The sequence below is a fragment of the Alteraquisediminimonas sediminicola genome, from assembly GCF_019740335.1.
GTDB lineage: Bacteria > Pseudomonadota > Alphaproteobacteria > Sphingomonadales > Sphingomonadaceae > Alteraquisediminimonas > Alteraquisediminimonas sediminicola.
On record NZ_JAHXZS010000003.1, the window covers coordinates 170029 to 192120 of the forward strand.

Here is a 22092-nt window from a genome sequence, read left to right on the forward strand (position 1 = left end):
GCGATGAAGGGACATGATTGCCGATCACAGTTCCGCACACCGCCCATTATGGGCCATTGCCGCATCGGCGATGGTCCTGATCGGCGCGTGTGTTGCTCTGGGGTTACTGATCGCGCCATGGATCGGTCTTGCCAATCTCGCCTTCATCTTTTTGTTGCCCGTCGTGGTGATGGCCGGGCGGGACGGGGTCCGGGTCGGGCTGGCGACGGCAGCGGCAGCAACTTTGGCTTTCAATTTCTTCTTTGTGCCGCCCACCTGGACGTTGCACGTCGCCAGTCTCGACAATGTGCTGACGCTGGTGATGTTCGCGCTGACGGCGCTGGCCGTCAGCCAGTTCTCCGCTCGTTTGAAAGCGCAGGCCGAGCGGGCTGAGCGACTTGCCGCCGACAGTTCGAAACTCGCGCAACTATCGGTCGATATGTCAAAATTGCGGGATGAAGAGGAGCTAGCTGCGTTGCTCATGCGTTGTCTGGCAGACTGGTCGGGTGCACATGTGCAACTGATTGCGGGCGACACACTGGAAAACTGTTCACTCCGCCTTAGCCCGATGGATCATTCCGCGGCGCAATGGGCCTTGAGCCATGGCGAGGCGGCGGGTCGGGGGGCAGCGGTGATGGCCGGGGCCGATGCCTTGTTCCTGCCGATGGACGTCGGGCGTGACAAACGCTGGCTTGCCCAGTTCTGGCGCGGTGGCATGCAGGCGCCGGTCGCTAATGACGACCTATCCTTGATAATTCAGGCGGTGGCGCGTGGCGGCGACGCGTTGAACCGGGCCAGAGTCGCGCAAGCGCAGGCGGAAATTGAGGCTCGTGCGCAGCAGGACGCCATGCGCGAGGCGCTGCTTGCCTCGATCAGCCATGATCTTCGCACGCCCTTGACCGGCATTCGCGCCGGACTGGATGCACTCGAACCGGATACTGCAGGCGTGCTTGCCGCCACACGTGCCGAAGCGACACGACTGGAACGGATGGTGACGAACCTGCTCGACCTCGCCCGGCTGAAGGCGAATGCGCTGCCCCATGCCAGTGAAGTCATCGATCTTACTGATGTCATTGATGCCGCGCTGGAGGCCTTGCCCAACGCGATCGCAGACCATCCGGCCCATGTCTTTATTGCACCCGATTTGCCGCTGGTCCGGTCGGATGCGGTGCTGTTGCACCATATGCTGATCAACCTGATTGAAAATGCCTGTAAATACAGCCCGGATGGCGCCGCGATTGCGCTCACGGCTCGCTATGAAGATGGGGATGTGCTTCTGACGGTTGCCGATCGGGGGGCTGGCTTTCCGGCTCAGATGGGGCGAGACCTGTTCTCGCTTTTTCAGCGGGGGACGAACGCAGACCGGATGCCGGGTAGCGGACTTGGCCTTGCCGTTGTCGATGGTTTTGCGCGGGCGCTGGGACTTTCCGTCACCGCGTCCAATATTTCGGAACCGGAGAAAACGGGGGCAATTTTTACAATTCGCTTTCCTGCGTCACTGGCTCTCCGCGACAAGGCGATGCCATGATGTCCAACCAGACCATCCTCGTAATAGATGACGAAGCGCAAATCCGTCGCCTGATCGGTGCCGCGCTGACGCGGGCGGGCTATGACGTGATCGACGCTGCGAACGCGCGCGAAGCGGTGGCTCTGGTTGCATCGCGCAAGCCAGATGCTGTGCTGATTGATCTGGGGTTGCCTGACAGAGATGGTCTGGAACTGGTCGCCAATTTTGCGAGCAAGGGTGACATGGCGATTCTCGTTGTGTCGGCGCGTGATGCGACGGACGAAAAGATTGCGGCACTTGATCTGGGTGCGGATGATTATGTGACCAAGCCTTTCGACACTGATGAACTGCTTGCCCGCCTGCGCGCGGCGTTGCGTCGCCGTCAGCCTGCGCCTGCACAGCCACCAGTCATGACCTTCGGTGAAGTGGAGTTCGATGCAGATGCCCGGATTGTCCGTCGCAAGGGTATTGAGGTGCATCTGACACCGAAAGAATATGCGTTGTTTGCCCTGCTGGCACATGATGCGGGCAAGGTGCTGACCCATGCCCATTTGCTGCGGTCCATTTGGGGGCCGGCCCATGAGACGGACAATGAATATCTCCGCGTCACGGCCCGGGCCCTGCGTTTGAAACTTGAATCTGACCCGAGCCGCCCGACCCTGATCCGTAATGAGCCTGGAATTGGCTATCGGCTGAACAGAGAGTAAGCATTAATTGGGCTAGCTGCAGGGCTGGAATGACGCTTGCTGCCGATATCTGCTTTCCTCATCCGGCGCTTGAAGTAGACGCTCCGGAGTGCCAAAGATGTCGCCGATCACGTAGTTCTGATTTATCCGCCCAATCGCGTGAGCACCTTAGCGGCCGCAATCAGGGTAGCCATGTTTTGGACTGCCGTGGCGAGTTCTTCAATATCCTGGAGCTTCGCGGCAGTCTGTGTTGCCGATGAAAAGACCGCCAAACAATGGTGGTCTTCCATGATCATGCCCACGACGGTACATAACCGGTCAGCCAGATCCAGCAGCTCGTTCTCGAATGGTGTTTCGTGCATGGGACGACACATGCGCGATCAGGTGCAGAAGTCCATATGCAGCTTTCCAATGGACCGACATTCTCGACTGGACTTCCTGAGCTCGGTGAACGATTGCTGAGGCTGCCTGTATAGCTGGCATGGGCATGCCTGATCATCCCGTCGGCCTCCTTGCACGGGCTTGAGAAGCCTAGGGAACCGACGCAGAACTGTTACAATCCAGAATCGTGTATTATGTCAGGGTCAAGAGGCTTGTTTCAGACTGCAGTTTTATGTGATCCGATTGCATTCGGCTCGGCTCTGTCTCGCATCAAAATCGGTAACCGATCTGATCTGTAATATTCAGCGCCTCGCATAGCGTAAGCGTCATGCCGCGCCTGCATGATGCAGAGGAATCACCGGAACAAAGTAGCGACTGCCCACGCCTCCCACCATCGACCCGACAGCTGGCACTCCGAGGCGTCCTTCTGCAAAACTTGGTGTCCTCAATTTATAGTGTTGAAGGTGAGGATGCGGTAATGTGCTTCACGCCAAGCCCCCCATTTCATTGAAGTTACACTTGGCGCATTCAGGAGGTTACGATGACTGAACATGACAAGAAAGCTGCGATCGCTATTCTCAACCGTATCATGGAAGCAGAACTGGCTGGCGTCGTTCGCTACACACACTATTCCCTCATGGTTTACGGCTACAATCGTATCCCTATTGTGTCCTGGTTGGAAGGCAATGCACTGGAAGGGCTTACACATGCTCGTAAAGCCGGTGAATTGGTCACATTGCTAGGCGGTCACCCTTCGCTTCAGATCGGCCAGCTTCTGGAAACAGCCAAGCACGACATCGGCGATATTTTGCGGGAAAGCCTTGAACATGAAAAGTTGACACTTGGTCTTTATTACGAGCTTCTTAAAGAGGCTTCAGACAAGTCGGTGTTGCTCGAGGAATATGCGCGGGAAATGATCATGCTTGAGGAGCAACATCTCGATGAGGTCAACAAGATGCTGCGAAAGCCCGGCGATGTCGAGGCGTTCAACGGCTGACCCATGCACATTGAAGGCATTCGCATTTGTGCCGGCACAAATGCGAATGCCATATTACGAATCTGCTGCATTATCATATTAGCGCCCATTATTCGGGAATCATCCCGCAAGGAAATGGGCTGTTGCCAAGACTCAAATTTGGAAAACGACCAGCGCACGGTCGGTTGTCTGTCAATTTCATGTGTGGACCGGGGGTACCCGAAGGTCGAGTATCGCTATTCGAACTATGAAGCCGATTTCAATCACCATCAGGTGCTGTACGGCCTCGGCATGAATTTCTGATCCTTCAGGATCGGCATGGTTGAGGGCGTCCGACTGCATTCAGGCGCCCTCCTCACATTCAAGAGCCGCCTTAACCACAGCCACTGTAGCTCTCATCAGGGCTGGATGAAAATCTCGTGACAGGTCATTGCTTGCCAAACAGATCGCGATTCGATCGCCTGATCCGTCCACTCCGACTCGTCCTTTATCGTCGATCGACTGGGCTGAACCGGCAACGCCAATATAAATATTAATAAATATCAATATATTATTGAAATATTACATTAGCATTCAGATAAATATCTTATTAACTATTTTAATATATAGATAAAATTCGTGAGCATTATAAATATATATATGCCTAATATCTGTTAATATTTACAATATTAAACCATAATTACGGAACAAAATCGTCATCTTATTTGAAAAATGATAATAATAACACCAATCATAGATAATAAGGTCTGTCGTCTGGTGCGCTCATCAGCAACGGACCCCTGTCGCAACGCTGCCCCCTGATCCCACAGATGGAAAGGATGCAAAGATGTGTGCGTTTGTCAGTTCCAACCCCGTAAGGCGGCTTCGACGACAACTGCCTTCATGGCCGCAGATTGAGCGGCGAGTTGCAAAACGCCACGTCGCCATCTTCCGTCCGGCGCTGATCACTGCCGGAGACTTTCAGGGTATTTGCCTGGTTCGCAATATCTCCACGACGGGGATGATGGGCCATGTACACATCCAGCTGCCAACCGAGACACCGGTCACGATCAAAACTCATTTTGACTATTGCCTGGCAGGCAGAGTTGCATGGTCAAACAGCGTCCAGGTTGGTGTGGAATTTGATGAACCCATAGATGTCGATCATACTCTCTGGCTCATGTCCCAGAGAAATCTTGACGGTTTTATTCAGCGCGCTCCCCGGCTTGAGGTTAGCTGTCAGGCGAACCTACAGAGGGTGGATGAGACCTGTCGCGTCGAATTACTGGATATTTCCCAGAACGGTGCCAAGATTTCGGGGCAGCCGCTCATTCCGGGCGAGATTGTGCATATCATCATTGACGGTCTGGATTCCCGTAGGGCCAATGTTCAGTGGTCGCGGGAAGGACGTTCAGGCCTCACCTTCTTTCGTACGTTCAGGTTTGAGGAGCTTGCAGAATGGGCGATCACCACGCATCTTAAAGCGAGTGAGGATAAATGATTACCGACTGAATTGATAGGATCGTTTCGCCCCGGACCAAAAGTTGGAGCGCGCCGTGCGCCCCCCCCCCTTTTTGCTCCTTGCATCCAGAGAAAATCGCCGGCATTCTCAAATTCGTATGTAGGCGCGAGGAATAACCAGCGCCGGTTCTGCCTGTGCCCCGAACCAGTGGCAGAGGCACCTATATCCAGCGATAGCTGCAGGCCCCATCAAAGATGATCTCATCGTTAGACATAAATCTGTGTCCGAGGCATATCTGCCAACCGAACATCGCAATCGCGGCTTACCCTCTTTTAAGTCGATAGCCGATCCCGGGCCCATTACGGATCAGGGCCAGACGGCTCGGGTCAGCGCAGTCAGCGAGCAGCACACCGTAGTTCGATCAGGAAACGGTTGAGTGTTGTACGCGTCACCAAGCAACCTTTTTGAACGAGTGCCGCAGCTGTAGGCTGGGGCACCAAAACGAAGTGGGCCGTTTTCAATACGACATCGCCAACTGTAACATGAACGCATTCTCGAATCTGCAATGATCGAAGCGGCGGCCTGCCGCACAGCTGCAATGCCGATTAAGGACCTTGCAGCGACGCGGGTGTGCTTCGGCAGACCTAAGAAAATCCGCGCTTTCTACTCCGAATATATACCATTCGATAAGGCCACTCGCATACCCGGGCCGTCATTTGCACCATATCAAATCATTTTGGCGAGAAGTTTATCCACATCAGCATCGACTTCAAATGTCACCATTATGGATTTAATATAAAGTCATAATGTAGTATTTGTTTGTTTCCGGGTCGCGGATGGTAACGCATGTCAGCTTCAAGTCAGGTTGGCATGCGTTACTAATTCTGTCCAAAATCCGAAATAAAAACATTAACGAATTGATATAATATGTTTATTTATCGGAAACCAAGTCAGACGGTTTCCACAACGGGTCGCATTCTGCATATTACCCATTGTGGCAATCGCAAGGGTATATGAATCTACCCGAATGGAATAAATCGTAGCATACGTTTTGTTAATAATGTCAGTCTATTGCCTGCCTTTGGGTCCACTCTCGAGAAGGCAATGCGCGATGGAATATTCCAGAAAGTTGACACCCCCAATCGTGTCAGCAACCGTGCTGACGATTGTCTTGACCGCCTCCACCATAGTCGGATTAGCGCAGAGGGCAGATCTGACCGGCGTCAAGGCATTCTCAGCTATCTGGCCAATCGTACTGTCTTCTACAGTTGCAACTATTTTAGTGATGTCGTTATTGTACCGCGCGATTTTCCATCTATTACATGAGCTTGAGGTTAGTGAAGCCGCCGCACGTGACGAAGCGCGCCGCGATCAACTGACGGGTCTCGCAAACCGGTCTTTGTTGATGGAAAGAATAGATGATGCCATCCGGCGCTGCAAAACGAATGACGAACAGTCGGCGCTTTTGTTCATTGATCTTGATCGCTTTAAGGCTGTTAATGATACGCTGGGGCACGCATTCGGTGACCTGTTGATCAAAGAAGTGGCCAAACATCTTTTGGATCGTTCCAGCATCGGCGATACTGTGGCACGACTTGGTGGTGATGAATTTGCAATCCTGGCAACAAATCTAGACGGACGTCAGGCGGTCGAGGAATTGTGTAGCAACCTTGTAAACACGATTTCACAACCGATTGTTATTAAAGGAAAAGAGGCTCGCGTGAGTGCGAGCGTTGGGGTTGTGTTCATATCAGCCAGCTCGAGCCGTGCTGCCCTGATACGCCGGGCAGATATTACGATGTACCATGCCAAATCCATAGGCAGAAACTGCTACCATATTTTTTGCTCCAGAATCGATAATGCAGTCAGGCGCAAGGCATTGGTGGAAATGCGTCTCCGTAAAGCGCTTGAAACCGGTGACGGTCTGAGGTTGGATTTTCAACCTCAATTGTCGGTTGATAGGAAGATTATCGGAGCCGAAGGCCTTCTCCGGTGGACTGATGACAAGCTGGGGTCAGTGAACCCGGACGAAATCATTCCAATCGCGGAGGAGGCTGGGCTGATTGATGCAGTAGGTGAATTGGTCATACGACAAGCTTGTCTGGCCGCGCAGTTAATACCCGACATCACAATCGCGGCGAATTTGTCACCGCTGCAATTTGCAAACCCGCGACTCGCAACCCAGCTCGCGGAATTGGTCGCTGAATATGGGCTACCCTGTAAGAGAATCGAACTGGAAATAACGGAACACCATACGATGCTCAATGCGATGCAATATAATGAAATAATGGAAGAACTTAGGGCGGCAGGATTTACAATGGCGCTGGACGATTTTGGTACAGGATATTCGTCACTGTCCTATTTGCGTGAATTGAGTGTAGATAAGTTGAAGATAGACCGTTCATTTATTGAGGCGGCTACCCAAGGACGAGGTGCTGACATTATTCATGCTGTTGTTTCGCTTGGCCATGCGCTTAACCTTCAGGTTGTGGCTGAAGGAATTGCGACACTGTTCCATGAGAAGATCGCGCTAGAAAGTGGGTGTGACATTCTTCAGGGTCACCTATATTCGAGAGCTGTTTCACTAAGTGATCTTGCACGAATGGTCGTGCAAAATCCGTCAACTTATATGTGTGGGACTGTCAACGGCGGAACCAATGTGTCCACTGGACTTGGGGCAATCTGAGACCTGAAACCACAGATATTTCTCCACCAACTCCCACTCAAGTGTTTATTTATCTCGATCGCCGTGAAATTATTTATACTAATACATGTCAATCTCACCGCAAGCATACTGCCCCCCCCCCCCCCCGACCTCTTCCTCCCGTTTGAATGCGAATTTTCCGGTAATGCGGCCTTGATGCAGCAGGAGCAGGACCGAGATCGGTCCGTTGCGGCGATGCCAGGTATCACCGGCGAGCGCCTTACCTATCAGTCAACTAGTTTCCCCCGCCTGATTTCGGGCCAAATATGCAATCTGAGTTTCTATCTTCATGGGCGATTCACATGGTTCAACGCATATGGTAAGGTGGCCCTGAAGTCGTTGGCGCAACGAGTGGGTGGTTTGCAGTCACGATGCAAAGTGGCAGTCTGAAAGCCCCGCCCTTAAGGCGATACAGCAACACAAGATTGACTTCTTCAAGCTCAAGAATCTCGCTCACAGCTATGATAAACTTATTAAAATTTGTCAGAGTGAAAAGCGTCCATTTATCTACCGGTTCACAACTTCGAACCGACTCAGAAAAGTGCTCTGATGCCAGAAGATAAAAATCAATCGGACAAGTTTGAGGAAGCTGCTCGCGAGATAGGCGCGGACGAGGATGAAGCCCCCTGGAATAAGCTCTTGAAGAAGGTCGCCAAGCACAAACCCGCACCGGAGAATCGCGATGGATAAGAATTCACCTGACGACGATATTAGAAGTAAATTGAGCCGGATGCTCGAATTAAGTAAGCGGGCATTGCGGGACAGTGGTATGAGCGAGGCTGACATTGAAGCACAAATCAGGGGCATAACTCGGCGTGCAGTTAATCGAAAAAGGCCAAAATGATCTTACTCGCTCTGGCCCTTGCCGCCTCACCTCCGATCGAACTTCGTGATGTATTCGGCATTGGAAATAATACTTGTTAGACTTGTAACGGTTTTGTGCCGGTCACCTATCTCATTATGTCACCTTGGCTTCGAATGCGAGCGGGCTAATGCCGCCCAGATATGAATGGCATCGACGAGTGTTGTAGAACGCGTTGATGTACTGGAAGATGTGGTGCCATCACCGGCGGGTTTGTGATCGGCTTTCCGTTAAGCCGCCTGCGCAGCAGGTTGAGGATATGGGTTGTGGTCGGAACACCCGCATCAAGCGCCATGGCAACCGCCCGAACGCCTCGGGCTGTTCCAGTAATGGCGCGCCATTTCGCAACGCACCTAGCTTACGTTGCACCACTGCCAGATAATGTCGCCAGTCATAAACAATATATCCGGGGCCATCATGGGATCGATTGATGATCCGCTGATGCTCGCATACGGACTAGTCTGCAGCCACGACCAAGAAGCGATCGGGATAGACGCGCAGGCTGACGGGGCAATTGGCAAAGGACGCTGGAACACTATAACGGTTGCGTTCGAGATGAACTAGGCAGGTTGGTGAGACCAGCTTGCTACATTCGACGCAGCCATCGAACTGTCTGCCCACCGGCATCAGGCTATCCACTTTATCGGCCTAGGCATCGGCAAGAGCCTGGCGAACTTCTATCCTGCCATAGAGCCTTGCAGCGCTGTTCCAGCCTAGGTTGAGAGCGTTGAGGCTCTCGGCTTGCGGTGTGGGCTGCCACGGAAGTGGCGCGCACCCTGGACGTTCTTCTCGACCTGTCCCTTTTCCCATGCCGCAGCCGGATTACAGAACTCGGCCTCAAAGAGGAAATGGCTGACCATTGCCAGGAAGCGGGTATTAATGGTCCGCTCCTTGCCGTAGCTGACCTTGTCCACTGCAGTGCGTATGTTATCGTATATGCCTCGCCCAGGAACGCCGCCCAGCACACAGAACGAATGATTATGGGCATCGAACAACTTCTCGTGGGTCTGAAGAAGATAGGCCCGGACGATGAAGGCGTGACTGTAGCTGAGCTTGAAGTGCGCCACCTGCAACTTGATGCGTACACCATCAAAATCGCCCAATCCTCGCTCCAATCGAACTGAAACGCCTCTCTTGGGGCAAAGGACAATGGCACAAATGTCCCGCGGCCATAGATACCGTCACAACCCAAGCACACCAGATCCGAGTGCATCTGCTTGAGCGTACGCTTCTATTTGCGCGAACACCCCCATCTCGCGGTGAAGCTAGGCCGACAGACGATCGGCGTACGGATCCTGCTTGCTCGGCCGTTCCGGCACCTTGAACTGCGGCTCTATCGTATCTGACCGCAGATATTTGCGGATCGTATTACGTGAAAGCTCTGTCCTTCAGACAATCTCACGGATCAATAGATGATCGCGGCAATGCCAACGACGAATTACGCTCAAAAACGCCATGTCTAACACTCCATGCCCCCTCGCTCGCCAAAGCCAAGGGTCAGTTCAACATGAGTCAATTCTCAGCGGCAACCAACACACTGCCCGACACACCACCATACGACGGTGCTGCAAAGCTTGCGTGTAACGTGGATTTACGCACCCCATCAGGGGCGCGTGATATTCCAGTTAAACATTCGACCAGAATATTGGGTCTCGGCAGAGAGACGCTCTAATACGACCCGATGATGCTTGCGCCGATTAAGGAATTTCATCCCCAACATATATAGCATGCCTGCGATCCTCTCATATACCGCCTCGTTGCTCGAGGCTGGAGCTGCAATTAGGCATTTTTTAACCTTAATGGCAAGATTAAATAAATTGTGGTGCGGCGGCATGCGCATAACCGCGCTGCAGGGGCCATTAAGCTATTCCTGCACCCTCTCGGAAAACGGAAATGATGCCTTCCTGCATACCCTTAAGCTGGGAGCCACGAGTGTTGCTATCGTGTAGCAACCATTTGGCTATGGCAGCATTAGCCATGCCCTGGAGTAGCATAACCTGAAGCAATACATCAGCGTCGTTCCGGATTAGCCCTCGCAACCTCCAGTTCCGTATCAGCTCGACATACGCATCGCATTCAGCCCAACCAGTCCACTCCCCATTGCATGATACATCGTATGAAAAGTGTTTGCCGTAGCGCAAATCAATCAGCAGCAGCCCTTTGATACGCTCTAATTTTCCTAAGCGTTTGCCAGCATCTGGTAGCAGCTGAATCACTTCCGGATCGAAAATTGATGCCAAACCATTAGGTCCCAATATCTCACACATTCGAACTTCTGTTAGACAGCTAAGCAAATCATCCTTGGTGCGAACATAATTGAAAAACGTCCCTGTCGAAACGTCTGCTTCTTCGACGATTCCTTTTACCGTTGCATCATTGAAGCCTTGTTCAAGGAATAGTTTCTCACCTGCCAAAAGTATCTGCTGCCACACCCGATTCTTGTTCATTTCACGTCGACCGATGTCGACGTCACTATCAGTGAGATGAGAAGCAGATAGGACACGTTTCAAGCCTTATCCCTCCTAGAGAAATGGAGTTTAATATACATTATGTTTGACGAAATCATATTTTAACAATTTATGAACTTTTGCAACGAGTACCATTCAGACCCAGGCGAAATTAGTGCACCTCCGTTATTTGTTTGATCTCAAATTGTTACACTTGGCTGTAAAGAAATGGAGTCAGAATGACTTAGTTCATTTCGGGCCATCACTGAGAGAGCCTTGGTGTTGCGCTGTGGCAACAGAACGATATATTTATTCATATAAATTGCTCCTATTTCGAATCCCTTGACCGAAACCAAGTGCTGGACTGCCTGTCCCCACGGCCTTATTTTGCGCCATTCCCACCACGACCGTCGCGCGAATTAACGACTAAGTGCCCATGCATCAGATGTTAGCCTCCGCGGCCACATCGCTCATCTGTCCGTCGTCGAAACATTTGGTGCAGAATGGTTGGCGTTTTAGCGGAGCGCGGGCCTCGTCTGGAGTTTGATTTTAGGCGGCGAGTTTGCGGTGTTGCAAGCGCCGATATTCGATGGTCTGTTCTTTGATGGCAGCGCGTTCAGCAAAGATCTGCTTGTCGCGCCCGAAGTAGGCGTCGGCCGGCGTCACATTGCTCAAGCTCTCATGATAACGCTAATGGTTGTAGTGCTTGATGAATGCCTCCATTTGGGCCTCAAGATCGCCTGGCAGGTAATAGTTCTCCAGCAGGAGCGGTTTTTGAGAGTTTGGTGCCAGTGTTCAATCTTGCCCTAGGTCTGGGGATGGAATGGCGCGCCGCGTAAATGGCTCATGTTCTGGGCCTCGGTATAGGCGACCAGCTCGCCTGTGACATTGTCTGACGCAGCCGTGGTTTGTGCAGCACGGTGGCGCTGTTACAGCCTGAGGTGGCCATCTGACGCCGAATGAATATGCACTGTTCGCCCTGCTGGCACATGACCATTTGCTGCGGTCCATCTGGAGCCCGGCCCATGAGGCGGACAAGGAATATCTTAGGGTCGCTGCCCGCGCCCTGCGCTTGAAGCTGGAGGATGGCCCGAGCCACCCGATCCTGAACCGTTACGAGCCTGGAATCGGCTGTCGACTGAACAGAGAATAAGCGGCGACTGGGTGTCCGGTTGCAGAGAACTGCCTAGCGCTGCCAGCCCTTCGCCATTGCGGCACGCTCACCCGCTGCGTCGAGCGGTGCGCCAGTGGCGATGTCCTGAATCGCGGCCATGAGCTCGGCATCGGCGCTGCCGGCCTGGCGATAGTCCGTTCCTTGCCCTGTCATTCCGGGAAGCTTGCGTTCCAGTTTCCAGCCTTTGGCATTGCGACAAGCGATGCCGGATTGCGCAGCCGTAGCGAAGCCTCGGCACAGTTCGCCCTCGGTATTGGCAAAGCTTATGAGCACCCGCACCTTCGCATCCACAGATTGGTCTGCGGCAAGCTGGCTGTCCAGCGCGGCTACCAGCTCGCCCTTGGCATAGCCATCCGGGCTACCCGACTGTTGTATCAGCACCAGCCCGAGTGCCAGCGAGGCAGCCAGCGCCGGTCCGCCAAAGCGCAGCCATGGCGACCGCAATACGGGCTTGCGCGACTGCCGTTGCCTTATGGCCGCTGCTACGAAATCGATCACTTTCGCACCGCTGCTCTCGGGCTTCGGGAAGAGCGCCGTAATGCTGTCGGGAACAGGCTCGTCGAGGATTGGCGCAAAATGTGCGGAAAGCCTTGCCTTGAATGCACGGTGCGCGGCAACTTTCTCGCCAAGCGCGGGATCGGCGGCGATTGCGGCTTCGATCCGCCTCGTATCGGCGGGGGCGAGCTCGCCATCGGCGTAGGCCGCCAGCTCCTCTCGGGTTACGCTCATGTCATCTCTCCCATCATCGCCATCAGGGCGTCGCGCCCGCGTACCAGCCGTGAGGTCAGCGTGCCGACCGGGCAGCCGATGATCTCGGCGGCCTCCTTATAGGCATAGCCCTCGACCAGCACGAGGATCACTGCTTCGCGCTGCTCCTGCGGCAGACGCGCCAGCGCGCGGTCGATGTCCTGACGCAACAAGGCAGTCTCTTGTCCGCCGCTTTCACCCACATTCAGTCCCTCCGCTTCGTCGACAAAGGTCTTGCCGTGGCGGGCGACGGTACGGGTCTCGTCGATCCAGATGTTGCGCATGATCCGATACGTCCAGCTATCGAGCCGCGTTCCCGCCTGCCACTGGTCGCGGTTGCGCAGGGCGCGCTCGACGGTTATCTGGCAAAGGTCGTCGGCCTCGGCCCGGTTGCGCGCCAGTCCGGCGGCAAAACGCCGTAACCGGGGCAGGAGCGCAAGCAGCGCGGAATCGAAGCCTTCTGACAGTTTCTTTGCCTTTCGTGGATCAAACGACCGAGCAGACCCGTTTCATCCCTATAAATTTCGATTATGAAGCGAGCCACAATATAATGCGCCCATTTCTGATCGCCTCCATCATGCTGGTCGGGCTTGTCGCTGATCCTGCCCCCGCACAACTCGCCTTGCCGCCGGTCGGCAATGTGCTGCGTGATCCAATTGGTGCTGTCGAGAAAGTCGCCGACCCGGTGGTCGCGCGCGCGCAGCGGCTTGCGGCCCAAGCCGAGACGCTGGCACAGCAACGGACCGATCGGCTGGCCCGGTTCGTGCGCCGTCACAGCGACGTGATCGAGTTCGATCGCAGTGGCGCACCGGCACGAAAGGGCGAGCTGCTGCTGCTGGGCGGCGAGGCGGCCATGCGCGATGCGCTGCGTCACGCAGGCTTTGTCATCCTCTCGCAGGAACGGCTCGACTCGCTCGACATCTCCGTTACTCGCCTCGGCGTGCCCGCGGGGTTGTCGCTGGCGCAAGCGCAGGCACTGATCGACACGGTCGCGCCCGGGGCGGAGGTTGTTGCCGATACGCTGCACTTCCCGGCAGGTAACGTCCGGGGCAAGGATCAGACTGCACCTGCGCAAAGTATGATGCGCGCCATCGCCACGCGGGTGGGGATGATCGATGGGGCGCCAGCCAATCACATTGGCGGGATTATGGTCCGAGGCTTTGCGCGCGGCGGCGCGCGCGCGGGGGACCATGGGAGTGCGGTTGCCTCGTTGCTTGCGGCAAGCGGCGTAAGGCGTCTGCTGGCCGCCGATGTCTATGGCGACGATCCGGCGGGCGGGAATGCCCTAGCCATCGCGCGGGCGATCGACTGGCTCGCCAATGCCGATGCTCGGGTGGTGACGATCAGCCTTGTCGGTCCGGACAATCCGCTTCTCGCCCGCGCGATTGTCGCCGGGCAACGGCGCGGCATTGTTTATGTTGCGGCGGTCGGCAACGATGGGCCTGCAGCCCCGCCCGCCTATCCTGCATCCTATCCCGGCGTGCTCGCGATAACCGCTGTCGACGGGCGTAATCGCGTGTTGATCGAGGCCGGACGGGCCACGCATCTCGATTACGCCGCACCGGGGGCTGACATGGTGGCGACGAATGCCGCCGGGCGCAGGGTCGAAGTGCGCGGCACGTCTTATGCTGCGCCGCTTGCCGCCGCGCGTGCCGCTGCTGCACTGGATCTCGGCGGCGACGTGCGGCGAAGTCTCGATGCCGAAGCGCAGGATCTTGGGCCGCGGGGAGCCGATGCGCACTTTGGTCGCGGGTTGCTGTGCGCTTCCTGCCGCACACGCTGAGATTTTTTCACCATGCATGGATGGAATCGAGGTGACGGGTCGTTGTCCTGATCGAGAGACGCGCATTGAGGCGCTCTCCCCCTGATAATGAAAGGAGCACGACCATGCGCAAGACCTTCATCATGACCGCGGCACTTCTACTTGCCGCCACTTCGGCACAGGCCCAGATTCTGGGAGGCGGCGGCCTCGGCGGGACGCTGGGCGGTTCGTTCGGCGGCGCCATGCAAGGCGGCCTTGGTGGCCTTGGCGGCATCGACAGCGATATGGAGTCGGTCACCACGACCACCCGCAGTGCTGCGCGCGGCGGCGTAGATGCCGAAGGCAACAAGTCCATCGATCGCCGTAGTGGGCGTGCTTCAGCCAATGGTGTGGCGAATGCCAATGGCGAAGGTTCGCTGACCCAGACCATAGCCACCCCGACTCGCAATATTGATGCCACCAGTTCTGGCAGTGCGGGTGCCAGCAAGTCAGGCAGTATTGATGCCCAGTTGATCGGGACCGACCAGATCGGCTCGACCGTGGGCGGACTCCGTGACGGCGCTCATAACGCCGTTGGGGATACTCGCGAGCAGGCGCGCGGCGCCTTAGGTCAGGCAGAGGGTGCCAGCCACGCAGCGCTCGCCGCGACCAGTGGCAGCACCGCCGGGTTGGCTCTGGCCGGCAGTGCCATGGCCTCGGCCGCGGGTAGCTTAGACATCGCCCGTGGTACCGCGATCTTCTCCCCCGACGGAGATCGTATCGGCAAGGTCAGCCAGGTCATCGCCGATAAAAGTGGCCGTGTGGAGCAGTTGCTGGTCAAGGTCGATGGTCAGAAAGCATTGCTTCCCGCCGACAACTTCAGCGCTAACGGTGAATTGCTGATGTCGGCCATGGGCGAAGCTCAGATCAAGCAACTTGGCGAAGCGCAGGAAGTGTCGCCAACTGACGGCGGCGCCGCAGACGCCACAAAGCGGTAACTCAGTTATCAATAACAGATGATCCGATCGACGCAGGCGGAGGAGCTTGTCTCCCCCGCCTGCCCGGCTTCAGAACTTCACCCGAGCGGTAAAGCGTGCGTTAACCGGCGCGCCCGGCGTGATGTTATTGTTGTTATGCGCGTCGGCGAAATATTCCTTATCGAGGATGTTCTCGACATTGACTTGAAATTCTACCTTGTCGCTGGCCTTGATAAACAGGGCGGCGTCGACCCGCGTGAAGCTCGGTAGGCGCGTGGTTGTTGCCAATGTGCGGATTGCCGCGAACTGGCCTGATTGATGAACCACGCCCAGCCCTGCGCCGACGCTTCGGTTGAGCTCGTAGCGATTCCATAACGCGAACTGGTGTTTGGGCACCTGAGCCAGCCGCACAAGGTCATTCCCACGCAGCTTGGCAACCTGATAAGTGTAACTGCCGGTCATCTGCCAGCTTGGGGTAATCCGCCCCGTCAACGCCAGTTCAGCGCCTTTGGTGCGGGTGCCGCCGACATTGATCGTGGCGGTGACATTGTCGGGATTGGGCGTAGTGGCATTGCTTCGGTCAAGCTGGAACAGGGCGAGCGTCACGTTGAGATCTTTATGGATGTCCCATTTGGCGCCCACTTCATAATTGGTAAATTTTTCCGGGGCGAGATTCTGCTGTGTGGCCGTCATCGTCAGGAACTGATCCCCTGATCGCGGCAGGAATGACTGGCTGTAGCTGCCGTAAATCGAGATGTTCTCCTGCGGCTTGAGGATCAGACCGAGACGCGGCGACAGTTTTTCATCCGTGCGGGCAAAAGGACGAGGCGTGCCGATACGGTCGGTCCCCTTGATTTCGAACCGGTCATAGCGCAGGCCGACGACAACATCGATATAATCGCCAAAGCTGATCTGATCCTGCGCATAAGCGGAAAAGAACCGTACGTTCGAGACCGTATCGCGGGCGAGCGCGCCAAAGGTCACCGTCGGATAGACGATATTGGCGAGGTTCAGCGTGCTGCTTGATAGCGTGCCGTTGCGGCGCTGGTTCGTTGAATCCTGATCGCCATATTCCAGGCCCAGCAGTATCTTGTTGCCGATTGAACCGACGTTTGCATCCCAGACGAGGTTGCTCTGCGCAATGAAGTTCTGGCGCTCGGTGGGGTCGGTATAGCTGGAAAGTGCGACGGTGCCGGTCTGGCTGGTGGCTGCGCCATTGGCGTAGACGTTGGTATAATATTTGTCATAGTCGCCATAGAGCATGGTGGTCGACCAATCGAGATTTTCAGCCAGCTTTCCGTCAAGCCGCGCCTTCACGATATGGGCCTCCAGCCCTGCGCGGTTCACATCGGGCGTGCCGAAGAATGTGTCGCGATACCCTGTGATCGGGCGGTTGGGCTGGCCGGGGGCCGTGGCAATCGACGGGATACCGCGATCTGTCACGCGATCGTCATTGACATATTCATAGGACAGGCCAGCCTTCCAGCCGCCACCAAGATCCACAGCGACATAGGGGTTGATCGCATAGCGTTCACCGTCAAAATAATCCCGGTGGTTGTTGAGTTTTTCATAATTGGCATTGAGGCGGAGCGCCGTATTGCCGGTGAGCGGTGCGTTGATATCCGATGAAATATCCCACGCGCCGAAGCTGTTGACGCTTGCGACGCCGCCGATTGCCAGATTGTCAGTGGTGGGCGACTTCTGCACGCGGTTGATGATGCCGCCACTACCGCCGCGTCCGAAGATCAGGGCAAAGGGGCCTTTGAGCACTTCAACCCGTTCGATATTGTAGAGGCTGCGGTAATATTGCACGTCATCACGCACGCCGTCGAGGAAGAAGTCGGCAGTCGTGTTCTGTCCACGCAGCGTGATCTGGTCGCGATTGCCTTCACCTTGGCCAACGGTCGCTCCGGGGACGTAGCGCAGGACATCGGCCATGCTGCGCTGGGCCTGATCGTCGAGCCGTTCGCGGGTAATGACGGTAATGGACTGCGGTATATCGATGAGGGGCGTGTCGATCTTGGTGGCCGTCACCGAATTAGTCGCCAGATAGCCATCGGACCTGCCCGTCACGATGATAACGCCAACGCCTTCGTTTTCAACTTCGGTGGCCCAGGCGTGTCCGGACGCCGCCATCAATGCGGTGGAAATGAGCAACAGATTTTTCAAGCAAGCCCCCTGTGAGCGATTCGTTCAATGGCGCTGCTGCTAATGAAATTGCGAATGGTTTGCAATAATGCGTTTCAGCATTCATGAAGAATATCCCTGCCGAAGCTGTTGCGCTTAGCCGTGACCGACGCCGCTTCCCGGTCCACACCGGTAACGCGTGGGTAATATCCCAGCCTGCGTCATGGCGTTGGCCAGAGCTGATCAGTTTTCGATGAGAGCCGGGATTTGATCATCATCAATAACGAGCGCAATCGCACCTTGGACCATCTCGGGCCTGAGGTCTTGCATGCCACGCACCAAGCTGATGATCGGGGCCTCATGTTCCGAGATCTGGCCGCAATTGAAGCTGCAAAACTGCAAATTTTCAATCGCATGCGCATTAAGTAGAATGCATCATACGATGAAATGGCGTCAATCCCCTGATCATCTTTCATTGGGCTAAGGCGGGGCCGATGGCAGTGGCTGGACATCTGCCCCCTAGCTAGCGTTTTGACTCCGATCCTCGTGGAGGCTCGGCCCAATGCCCGCTGGAGTCTGGACTTTATCCATGACCATTTCGCTTTCGGCGCCATCGAGAATTGCAACGCGCAGGCCTCCCTGTGAATGATCGGTCGGCTTTAATGAACCTTGGTCAATGGCTCATACCAATGCCATCAGGCTGGGATTGCCGCCTGATGCAGTGGTGTTGATTGAAATGGAGACTTCCTTAACCAGCCAATCAGCACGGTACAGCCCTTCCTCATCTGCCAGTTGTACCAGAGGTATCGGTCCCTGCATCGCTGCAATGCGCCGCAGGATTGGTACGGTTTCGCATTCTTGACGACGCTCGATCAGGACGGCCGCAAACGCATTGCAGGCGGGGAGATCGTCAATCCAGATCAGTTCCCCCTGGACTTCGCTTGGAAGATCCGAGGACATCTGCGCCAATTCAGGCGATGCGAGAATTGTTGGCGCATTGCCTGTGGCCAGTGCCGCCGCGATTTGACTGATCAGCCCTGCACGGCTGTGCGGTATGAGCAGGACAGAGCCGCATGGATGCAAAGCGTAGAGGTTGCGTTCTCCTACAGGGCCCGGCAATTCTGCCATGCACCCCGCCATTGGAGTGCCGTTTAGCGGGTTAACATCCACTCCCTGCCTCTTGAGCCATGCCTGTAACACATCCAGACTCGAATGGGGATGCGTTGGCATGACGAATTCCTGCTTTGGCGCTCGATGAACAAGGCGACCTAGATAGAGCGGCCCCCCAGCCTTTGGGCCAGTACCCGACAAGCCGCGCCCCCCAAAAGGCTGAACGCCAACGACAGCGCTGATCATGTTGCGATTGACGTACAGGTTCCCTGCGGCAATGCGTGAGGTGACATCAGCGATCGTCTCATCGAGACGAGTATGCAATCCAAAGGTAAGGCCATAACCTGTCTGGTTAATCTGATTGATCAATGCGTGCATGTCGCTGCGCGAATAGCGCAGTACGTGCAGTACGGGACCGAAGACCTCGCGTCCAATGCAGTCGATACGGTCTATCTCGATGATTGTTGGCGCGATGAATGTGCCATCCTCGCATTCAGCAGGCAGCGGCAACTGCTCCACATTATATCCTTCGCTTCTCATTCGTTTGATGTGAGCGACGATCTCCGCCTTGGCCTGTAGAGAAATGACCGGTCCAATATCGGTGGCAAGGCGATCCGTCCGACCAATCGTCAGTTCGGCAAGCGCACCTTTGAGCATCGCCAACTGACGATCTGCGATATCTTCCTGAAGGCACAAGACACGCAGCGCGGAGCAGCGCTGCCCTGCGCTGTCGAACGCCGACGCGATGACATCCGCAGTCACTTGTTCGGCAAGGGCAGAGCTATCCACAATCATTGCATTCTGACCGCCTGTTTCAGCGATCAACGGGATAGGTGCTCCTTTCGTAGAACAGCGTTTGGCAAGCTCGTTCTGAATGAGTTTGGCGACTTCCGTAGACCCGGTAAATATAACGGCAGCCGTTTCTGGTCGCGCCACCAATGCCGCACCGAGGGCACCGTCGCCCGGCAGATACAGCAGGGCATCGACGGGGATGCCCGCAGCATGCAGAATGCGCGCGCCTTCAGCGGCAATGAGCGGAGTTTCCTCGGCTGGCTTGGCGAGCACAATATTCCCCACAACCAGCGCAGCGGCAATCTGGCCAATGAAGATCGCCAGAGGAAAATTCCACGGGCTGATACAGACCACCAGACCTAGAGGTGTAAGCTCATCGACACGTGCTTGCCGGGCCTGTCGCGCATAATACCTTAGAAAGTCGATTGCTTCGCGCACTTCCGCGATGGCATTTGCAGTGCTTTTACCTGCTTCCCGGATAATCAGGCCAACCAATTCGGGCAGCGCTACCTGCATCTCGTCGGCGGCACGGTCCAAAGCTACCGCACGCTCTTCCACTGGTGTCGCGGCCCATGAAGCAAATGCACCAATAGCAATCTGCACAGCATCACCAACCTCACGATCCAGAGCCGGCTCAACCCGACCAACCTGATCGAATCTACAGGAAGGATTGATCACAGGCATGGAAGTACGCAGACATTGCAGCCTTGGCACCATAGGCGCTGCAAAATATGTTTTTTGAGCACTTTTTCGCAGCTTTTGGGTCAATTCAGCCAGCAATCTTTCATCACCAAGATCGAGCCCAGCCGAATTGGTCCTTGCGCCATAAATGTCGGCAGGCAGGGCAATTGCCGCGTGCGGCGCGCCGAGTGGCTGAATATCCCGAGCGAGGTCAACCGGATCGCATGCAAGCTCGGCGACTGATATGTTCTCATCCCAGATGCGATGCACAAACGAAGAGTTGGCACCGTTTTCCAGAAGACGCCGGGCCAAATAGGCAAGCAATGTCTCATGCGCACCAACCGGCGCGTAGATACGACAGGGGCGATCCAGTTTGCCCGGGCCGACGACTTCCTCGTAAAGCGGCTCGCCCATACCGTGCAGGCACTGGAACTCATAATCGCCCAACATAAAATCCGGCCCGGCAAGATGATAGATCGTCGCCACTGTTTGTGCGTTATGCGTGGCAAATTGCGGGAAAATCGCTTCACGAGAGGCCAGCAACTTTCTGGCGCATGCAATGTAAGACACATCGGTATGAATTTTGCGGGTATAGACAGGAAAGTCGATCAGCCCATCCACCTGCGCCCGCTTGATTTCGCTATCCCAGTAAGCGCCTTTGACAAGGCGGACCATCATCCGCCGGCCGGAGTTCTTTGCAAGGTCGATCAGCCAATCGATCACATATGGGCAGCGCTTCCCATATGCCTGAACAACGAAACCGAGACCGTTCCATCCTGCCAGCCCGGAATCATAAGCGAGACATTCAAGAAGATCGAGCGACAGTTCGAGGCGGTCTGCTTCTTCTGCATCGATATTGAAGCCGATCCCATAACCCTTCGCCAAAACGGCCAAGCCGCGCACTTTCGGCAACAGTTCAGCCATAACGCGCCCGAGCTGCGCACGACTGAAACGTGGATGCAGAGCCGAGAGCTTGATTGAAATGCCAGGTCCGCCGTAGATCCCCCGCCCGGTCGAAGCTTTTCCGATGGCATGGATGGCTTGCTCGTAAGAATTCAGATAGCGATCCGCGTCTGCTGCTGTGACTGCGGCTTCGCCGAGCATGTCATAACTGTAGCCATATCCCTGGACTTCGAGTTTCTTCGCCCTTCTCAAAGCTTCATCGATGGTTTCGCCGGTGACGAATTGTTCGCCCATCAGTTCCAGCGCCATATCCACACCGCACCGGATCACGGGTTCGCCTGCTCGCGCGATAAGTCGAGACAGCGCATTGCCAAGTCCTTCCTCGCTATTGGCTCCAACCAGTTTTCCCGTGACAACCAATCCCCATGTCGCTGCATTTACGAACAACGAGCGGCCTTGGCCCAAATGGGCCTGCCAGTCGCCAGGCGCAATCTTGTCGCGAATAAGGGCATCCCGTGTCGCATTGTCGGGGACCCGCAACAAGGATTCCGCGAGGCACATCAAGGCAACACCCTCCTGACTGGAAAGGGAATATTCCTTGATCAATGCCTCGACACCGCCTCGCTGGCCCTTCGCGCGCAGCGATGATACAAGTGACATGGCTGTCCGCCTGATTGCATCCGCAGTCTCTCCGGAAATTTCCGCTTGCCCGATCAACTCGCTGATACAGAGATGCTCTGGCTTTCTGTAGGCAGCCGTGACCTGACGTCGTAATGCACTTGCTTCGCCCCCATAGGGCGCAAACGAGGAAAAGGGAGAACAGATCTCTGAATGCACAGGAAGACTCCTATTCGGAT

15 protein-coding genes and 2 pseudogenes are annotated in these 22092 nt (G+C 55.5%); 9 read left to right on the forward strand and 8 right to left on the reverse strand.

Translation table 11 applies throughout. From position 1 onward, the window contains the following. Positions 1 to 13 precede the first annotated feature (13 nt). On the forward strand, positions 14 to 1507 hold the full coding sequence (locus K6117_RS08785; protein WP_221794056.1) for a DUF4118 domain-containing protein: 1494 nt from the start codon (positions 14 to 16) through the stop codon (positions 1505 to 1507). Further along, on the forward strand, positions 1504 to 2193 hold the full coding sequence (locus tag K6117_RS08790) for a response regulator (protein ID WP_425514698.1): 690 nt from the start codon (positions 1504 to 1506) through the stop codon (positions 2191 to 2193). Before K6117_RS08785 ends, K6117_RS08790 begins: the two co-directional genes overlap by 4 nt. Before the next feature lie 122 nt (positions 2194 to 2315). On the opposite strand, the gene K6117_RS08795 is transcribed toward K6117_RS08790, so the two are convergent. Further along, positions 2316 to 2534 carry a hypothetical protein gene (locus K6117_RS08795; RefSeq protein ID WP_221794060.1) on the reverse strand — a complete coding sequence of 73 codons (219 nt, stop codon included), beginning with the start codon at positions 2532 to 2534 and terminating at the stop codon, positions 2316 to 2318. Positions 2535 to 3094: 560 nt separating this feature from the next. Here K6117_RS08795 and K6117_RS08800 point away from each other — a divergent pair. The 4 genes from K6117_RS08800 to K6117_RS08815 all read left to right on the forward strand — a co-directional run bounded on the left by K6117_RS08800 (position 3095) and on the right by K6117_RS08815 (position 8364). Next, the gene (locus K6117_RS08800; RefSeq protein ID WP_221794061.1) at positions 3095 to 3550 is read left to right on the forward strand and encodes a ferritin-like domain-containing protein; all 456 of its coding nucleotides are present in this window, start codon (positions 3095 to 3097) and stop codon (positions 3548 to 3550) included. Between the two features lie 805 nt (positions 3551 to 4355). Further along, a complete protein-coding gene (locus K6117_RS08805; protein WP_221794063.1) occupies positions 4356 to 5009 on the forward strand; it encodes a PilZ domain-containing protein in 654 nt (217 codons plus the stop codon). A gap of 1072 nt (positions 5010 to 6081) precedes the next feature. After that, positions 6082 to 7656 carry a putative bifunctional diguanylate cyclase/phosphodiesterase gene (locus tag K6117_RS08810; protein WP_221794065.1) on the forward strand — a complete coding sequence of 525 codons (1575 nt, stop codon included), beginning with the start codon at positions 6082 to 6084 and terminating at the stop codon, positions 7654 to 7656. 567 nt (positions 7657 to 8223) lie between these two features. Further along, complete coding sequence (locus K6117_RS08815) at positions 8224 to 8364, forward strand: hypothetical protein (RefSeq protein WP_221794067.1); 141 nt, start codon at positions 8224 to 8226, stop codon at positions 8362 to 8364. A gap of 299 nt (positions 8365 to 8663) precedes the next feature. On the opposite strand, the pseudogene istA reads toward K6117_RS08815, so the two are convergent. The 3 genes and pseudogenes from istA to K6117_RS08830 form a co-directional block, all read right to left on the reverse strand. Then, a pseudogene (gene istA / locus K6117_RS14450) lies at positions 8664 to 9993 on the reverse strand (IS21 family transposase). Between the two features lie 402 nt (positions 9994 to 10395). Continuing rightward, positions 10396 to 11046: a TetR/AcrR family transcriptional regulator gene (locus K6117_RS08825; RefSeq protein ID WP_221794071.1), complete on the reverse strand. Its 651-nt coding sequence runs from the start codon at positions 11044 to 11046 to the stop codon at positions 10396 to 10398. Positions 11047 to 11532: 486 nt separating this feature from the next. Then, positions 11533 to 11932 (reverse strand): annotated as a pseudogene (locus K6117_RS08830) (integrase core domain-containing protein); the annotation flags it as partial. 48 nt (positions 11933 to 11980) lie between these two features. Between K6117_RS08830 and K6117_RS08835 the strand changes: the two are divergent. Beyond that, entirely contained in the window at positions 11981 to 12136 is a 156-nt protein-coding gene (locus K6117_RS08835) for a response regulator transcription factor KdpE (protein WP_246604973.1), read from the forward strand. 33 nt (positions 12137 to 12169) lie between these two features. Here K6117_RS08835 and K6117_RS08840 read toward each other — a convergent pair whose 3' ends face one another. Next, a complete protein-coding gene (locus tag K6117_RS08840; protein ID WP_221794073.1) occupies positions 12170 to 12886 on the reverse strand; it encodes an anti-sigma factor family protein in 717 nt (238 codons plus the stop codon). Continuing rightward, on the reverse strand, positions 12883 to 13371 hold the full coding sequence (locus K6117_RS08845) for an RNA polymerase sigma factor (protein WP_221794286.1): 489 nt from the start codon (positions 13369 to 13371) through the stop codon (positions 12883 to 12885). Before K6117_RS08845 ends, K6117_RS08840 begins: the two co-directional genes overlap by 4 nt. Before the next feature lie 83 nt (positions 13372 to 13454). On the opposite strand from K6117_RS08845, the gene K6117_RS08850 reads away from it, so the two are divergent. Together K6117_RS08850 and K6117_RS08855 are read left to right on the forward strand one after the other, a co-directional pair. Further along, positions 13455 to 14687: a S8 family serine peptidase gene (locus K6117_RS08850; RefSeq protein ID WP_221794075.1), complete on the forward strand. Its 1233-nt coding sequence runs from the start codon at positions 13455 to 13457 to the stop codon at positions 14685 to 14687. A gap of 104 nt (positions 14688 to 14791) precedes the next feature. Beyond that, positions 14792 to 15643 (forward strand): hypothetical protein, encoded by an 852-nt coding sequence (locus K6117_RS08855; protein ID WP_221794077.1) that lies wholly within the window; start codon positions 14792 to 14794, stop codon positions 15641 to 15643. A 69-nt stretch (positions 15644 to 15712) separates the two neighbouring features. On the opposite strand, the gene K6117_RS08860 is transcribed toward K6117_RS08855, so the two are convergent. Together K6117_RS08860 and putA are read right to left on the reverse strand one after the other, a co-directional pair. Further along, a complete protein-coding gene (locus tag K6117_RS08860) occupies positions 15713 to 17791 on the reverse strand; it encodes a TonB-dependent receptor (RefSeq protein ID WP_246604974.1) in 2079 nt (692 codons plus the stop codon). A gap of 639 nt (positions 17792 to 18430) precedes the next feature. Further along, positions 18431 to 22072, reverse strand: a complete 3642-nt coding sequence (gene putA, locus K6117_RS08865; RefSeq protein WP_343211763.1) for a bifunctional proline dehydrogenase/L-glutamate gamma-semialdehyde dehydrogenase PutA — start codon at positions 22070 to 22072, stop codon at positions 18431 to 18433. Between the last annotated feature and the right edge of the window lie 20 nt (positions 22073 to 22092).

Coding starts and splice junctions, on each gene's coding strand:
- K6117_RS08810 (WP_221794065.1), top strand. CDS start 6,082: ATGGAATATTCCAGAAAGTTGACACCCCCAATCGTGTCAGCAACCGTG.
- K6117_RS08815 (WP_221794067.1), top strand. CDS start 8,224: ATGCCAGAAGATAAAAATCAATCGGACAAGTTTGAGGAAGCTGCTCGC.
- K6117_RS08795 (WP_221794060.1), bottom strand. CDS start 2,534: ATGCACGAAACACCATTCGAGAACGAGCTGCTGGATCTGGCTGACCGG.
- K6117_RS08790 (WP_425514698.1), top strand. CDS start 1,504: ATGATGTCCAACCAGACCATCCTCGTAATAGATGACGAAGCGCAAATC.
- K6117_RS08785 (WP_221794056.1), top strand. CDS start 14: ATGATTGCCGATCACAGTTCCGCACACCGCCCATTATGGGCCATTGCC.
- K6117_RS08855 (WP_221794077.1), top strand. CDS start 14,792: ATGCGCAAGACCTTCATCATGACCGCGGCACTTCTACTTGCCGCCACT.
- K6117_RS08850 (WP_221794075.1), top strand. CDS start 13,455: ATGCGCCCATTTCTGATCGCCTCCATCATGCTGGTCGGGCTTGTCGCT.
- K6117_RS08840 (WP_221794073.1), bottom strand. CDS start 12,886: ATGAGCGTAACCCGAGAGGAGCTGGCGGCCTACGCCGATGGCGAGCTC.
- K6117_RS08800 (WP_221794061.1), top strand. CDS start 3,095: ATGACTGAACATGACAAGAAAGCTGCGATCGCTATTCTCAACCGTATC.
- K6117_RS08805 (WP_221794063.1), top strand. CDS start 4,356: ATGTGTGCGTTTGTCAGTTCCAACCCCGTAAGGCGGCTTCGACGACAA.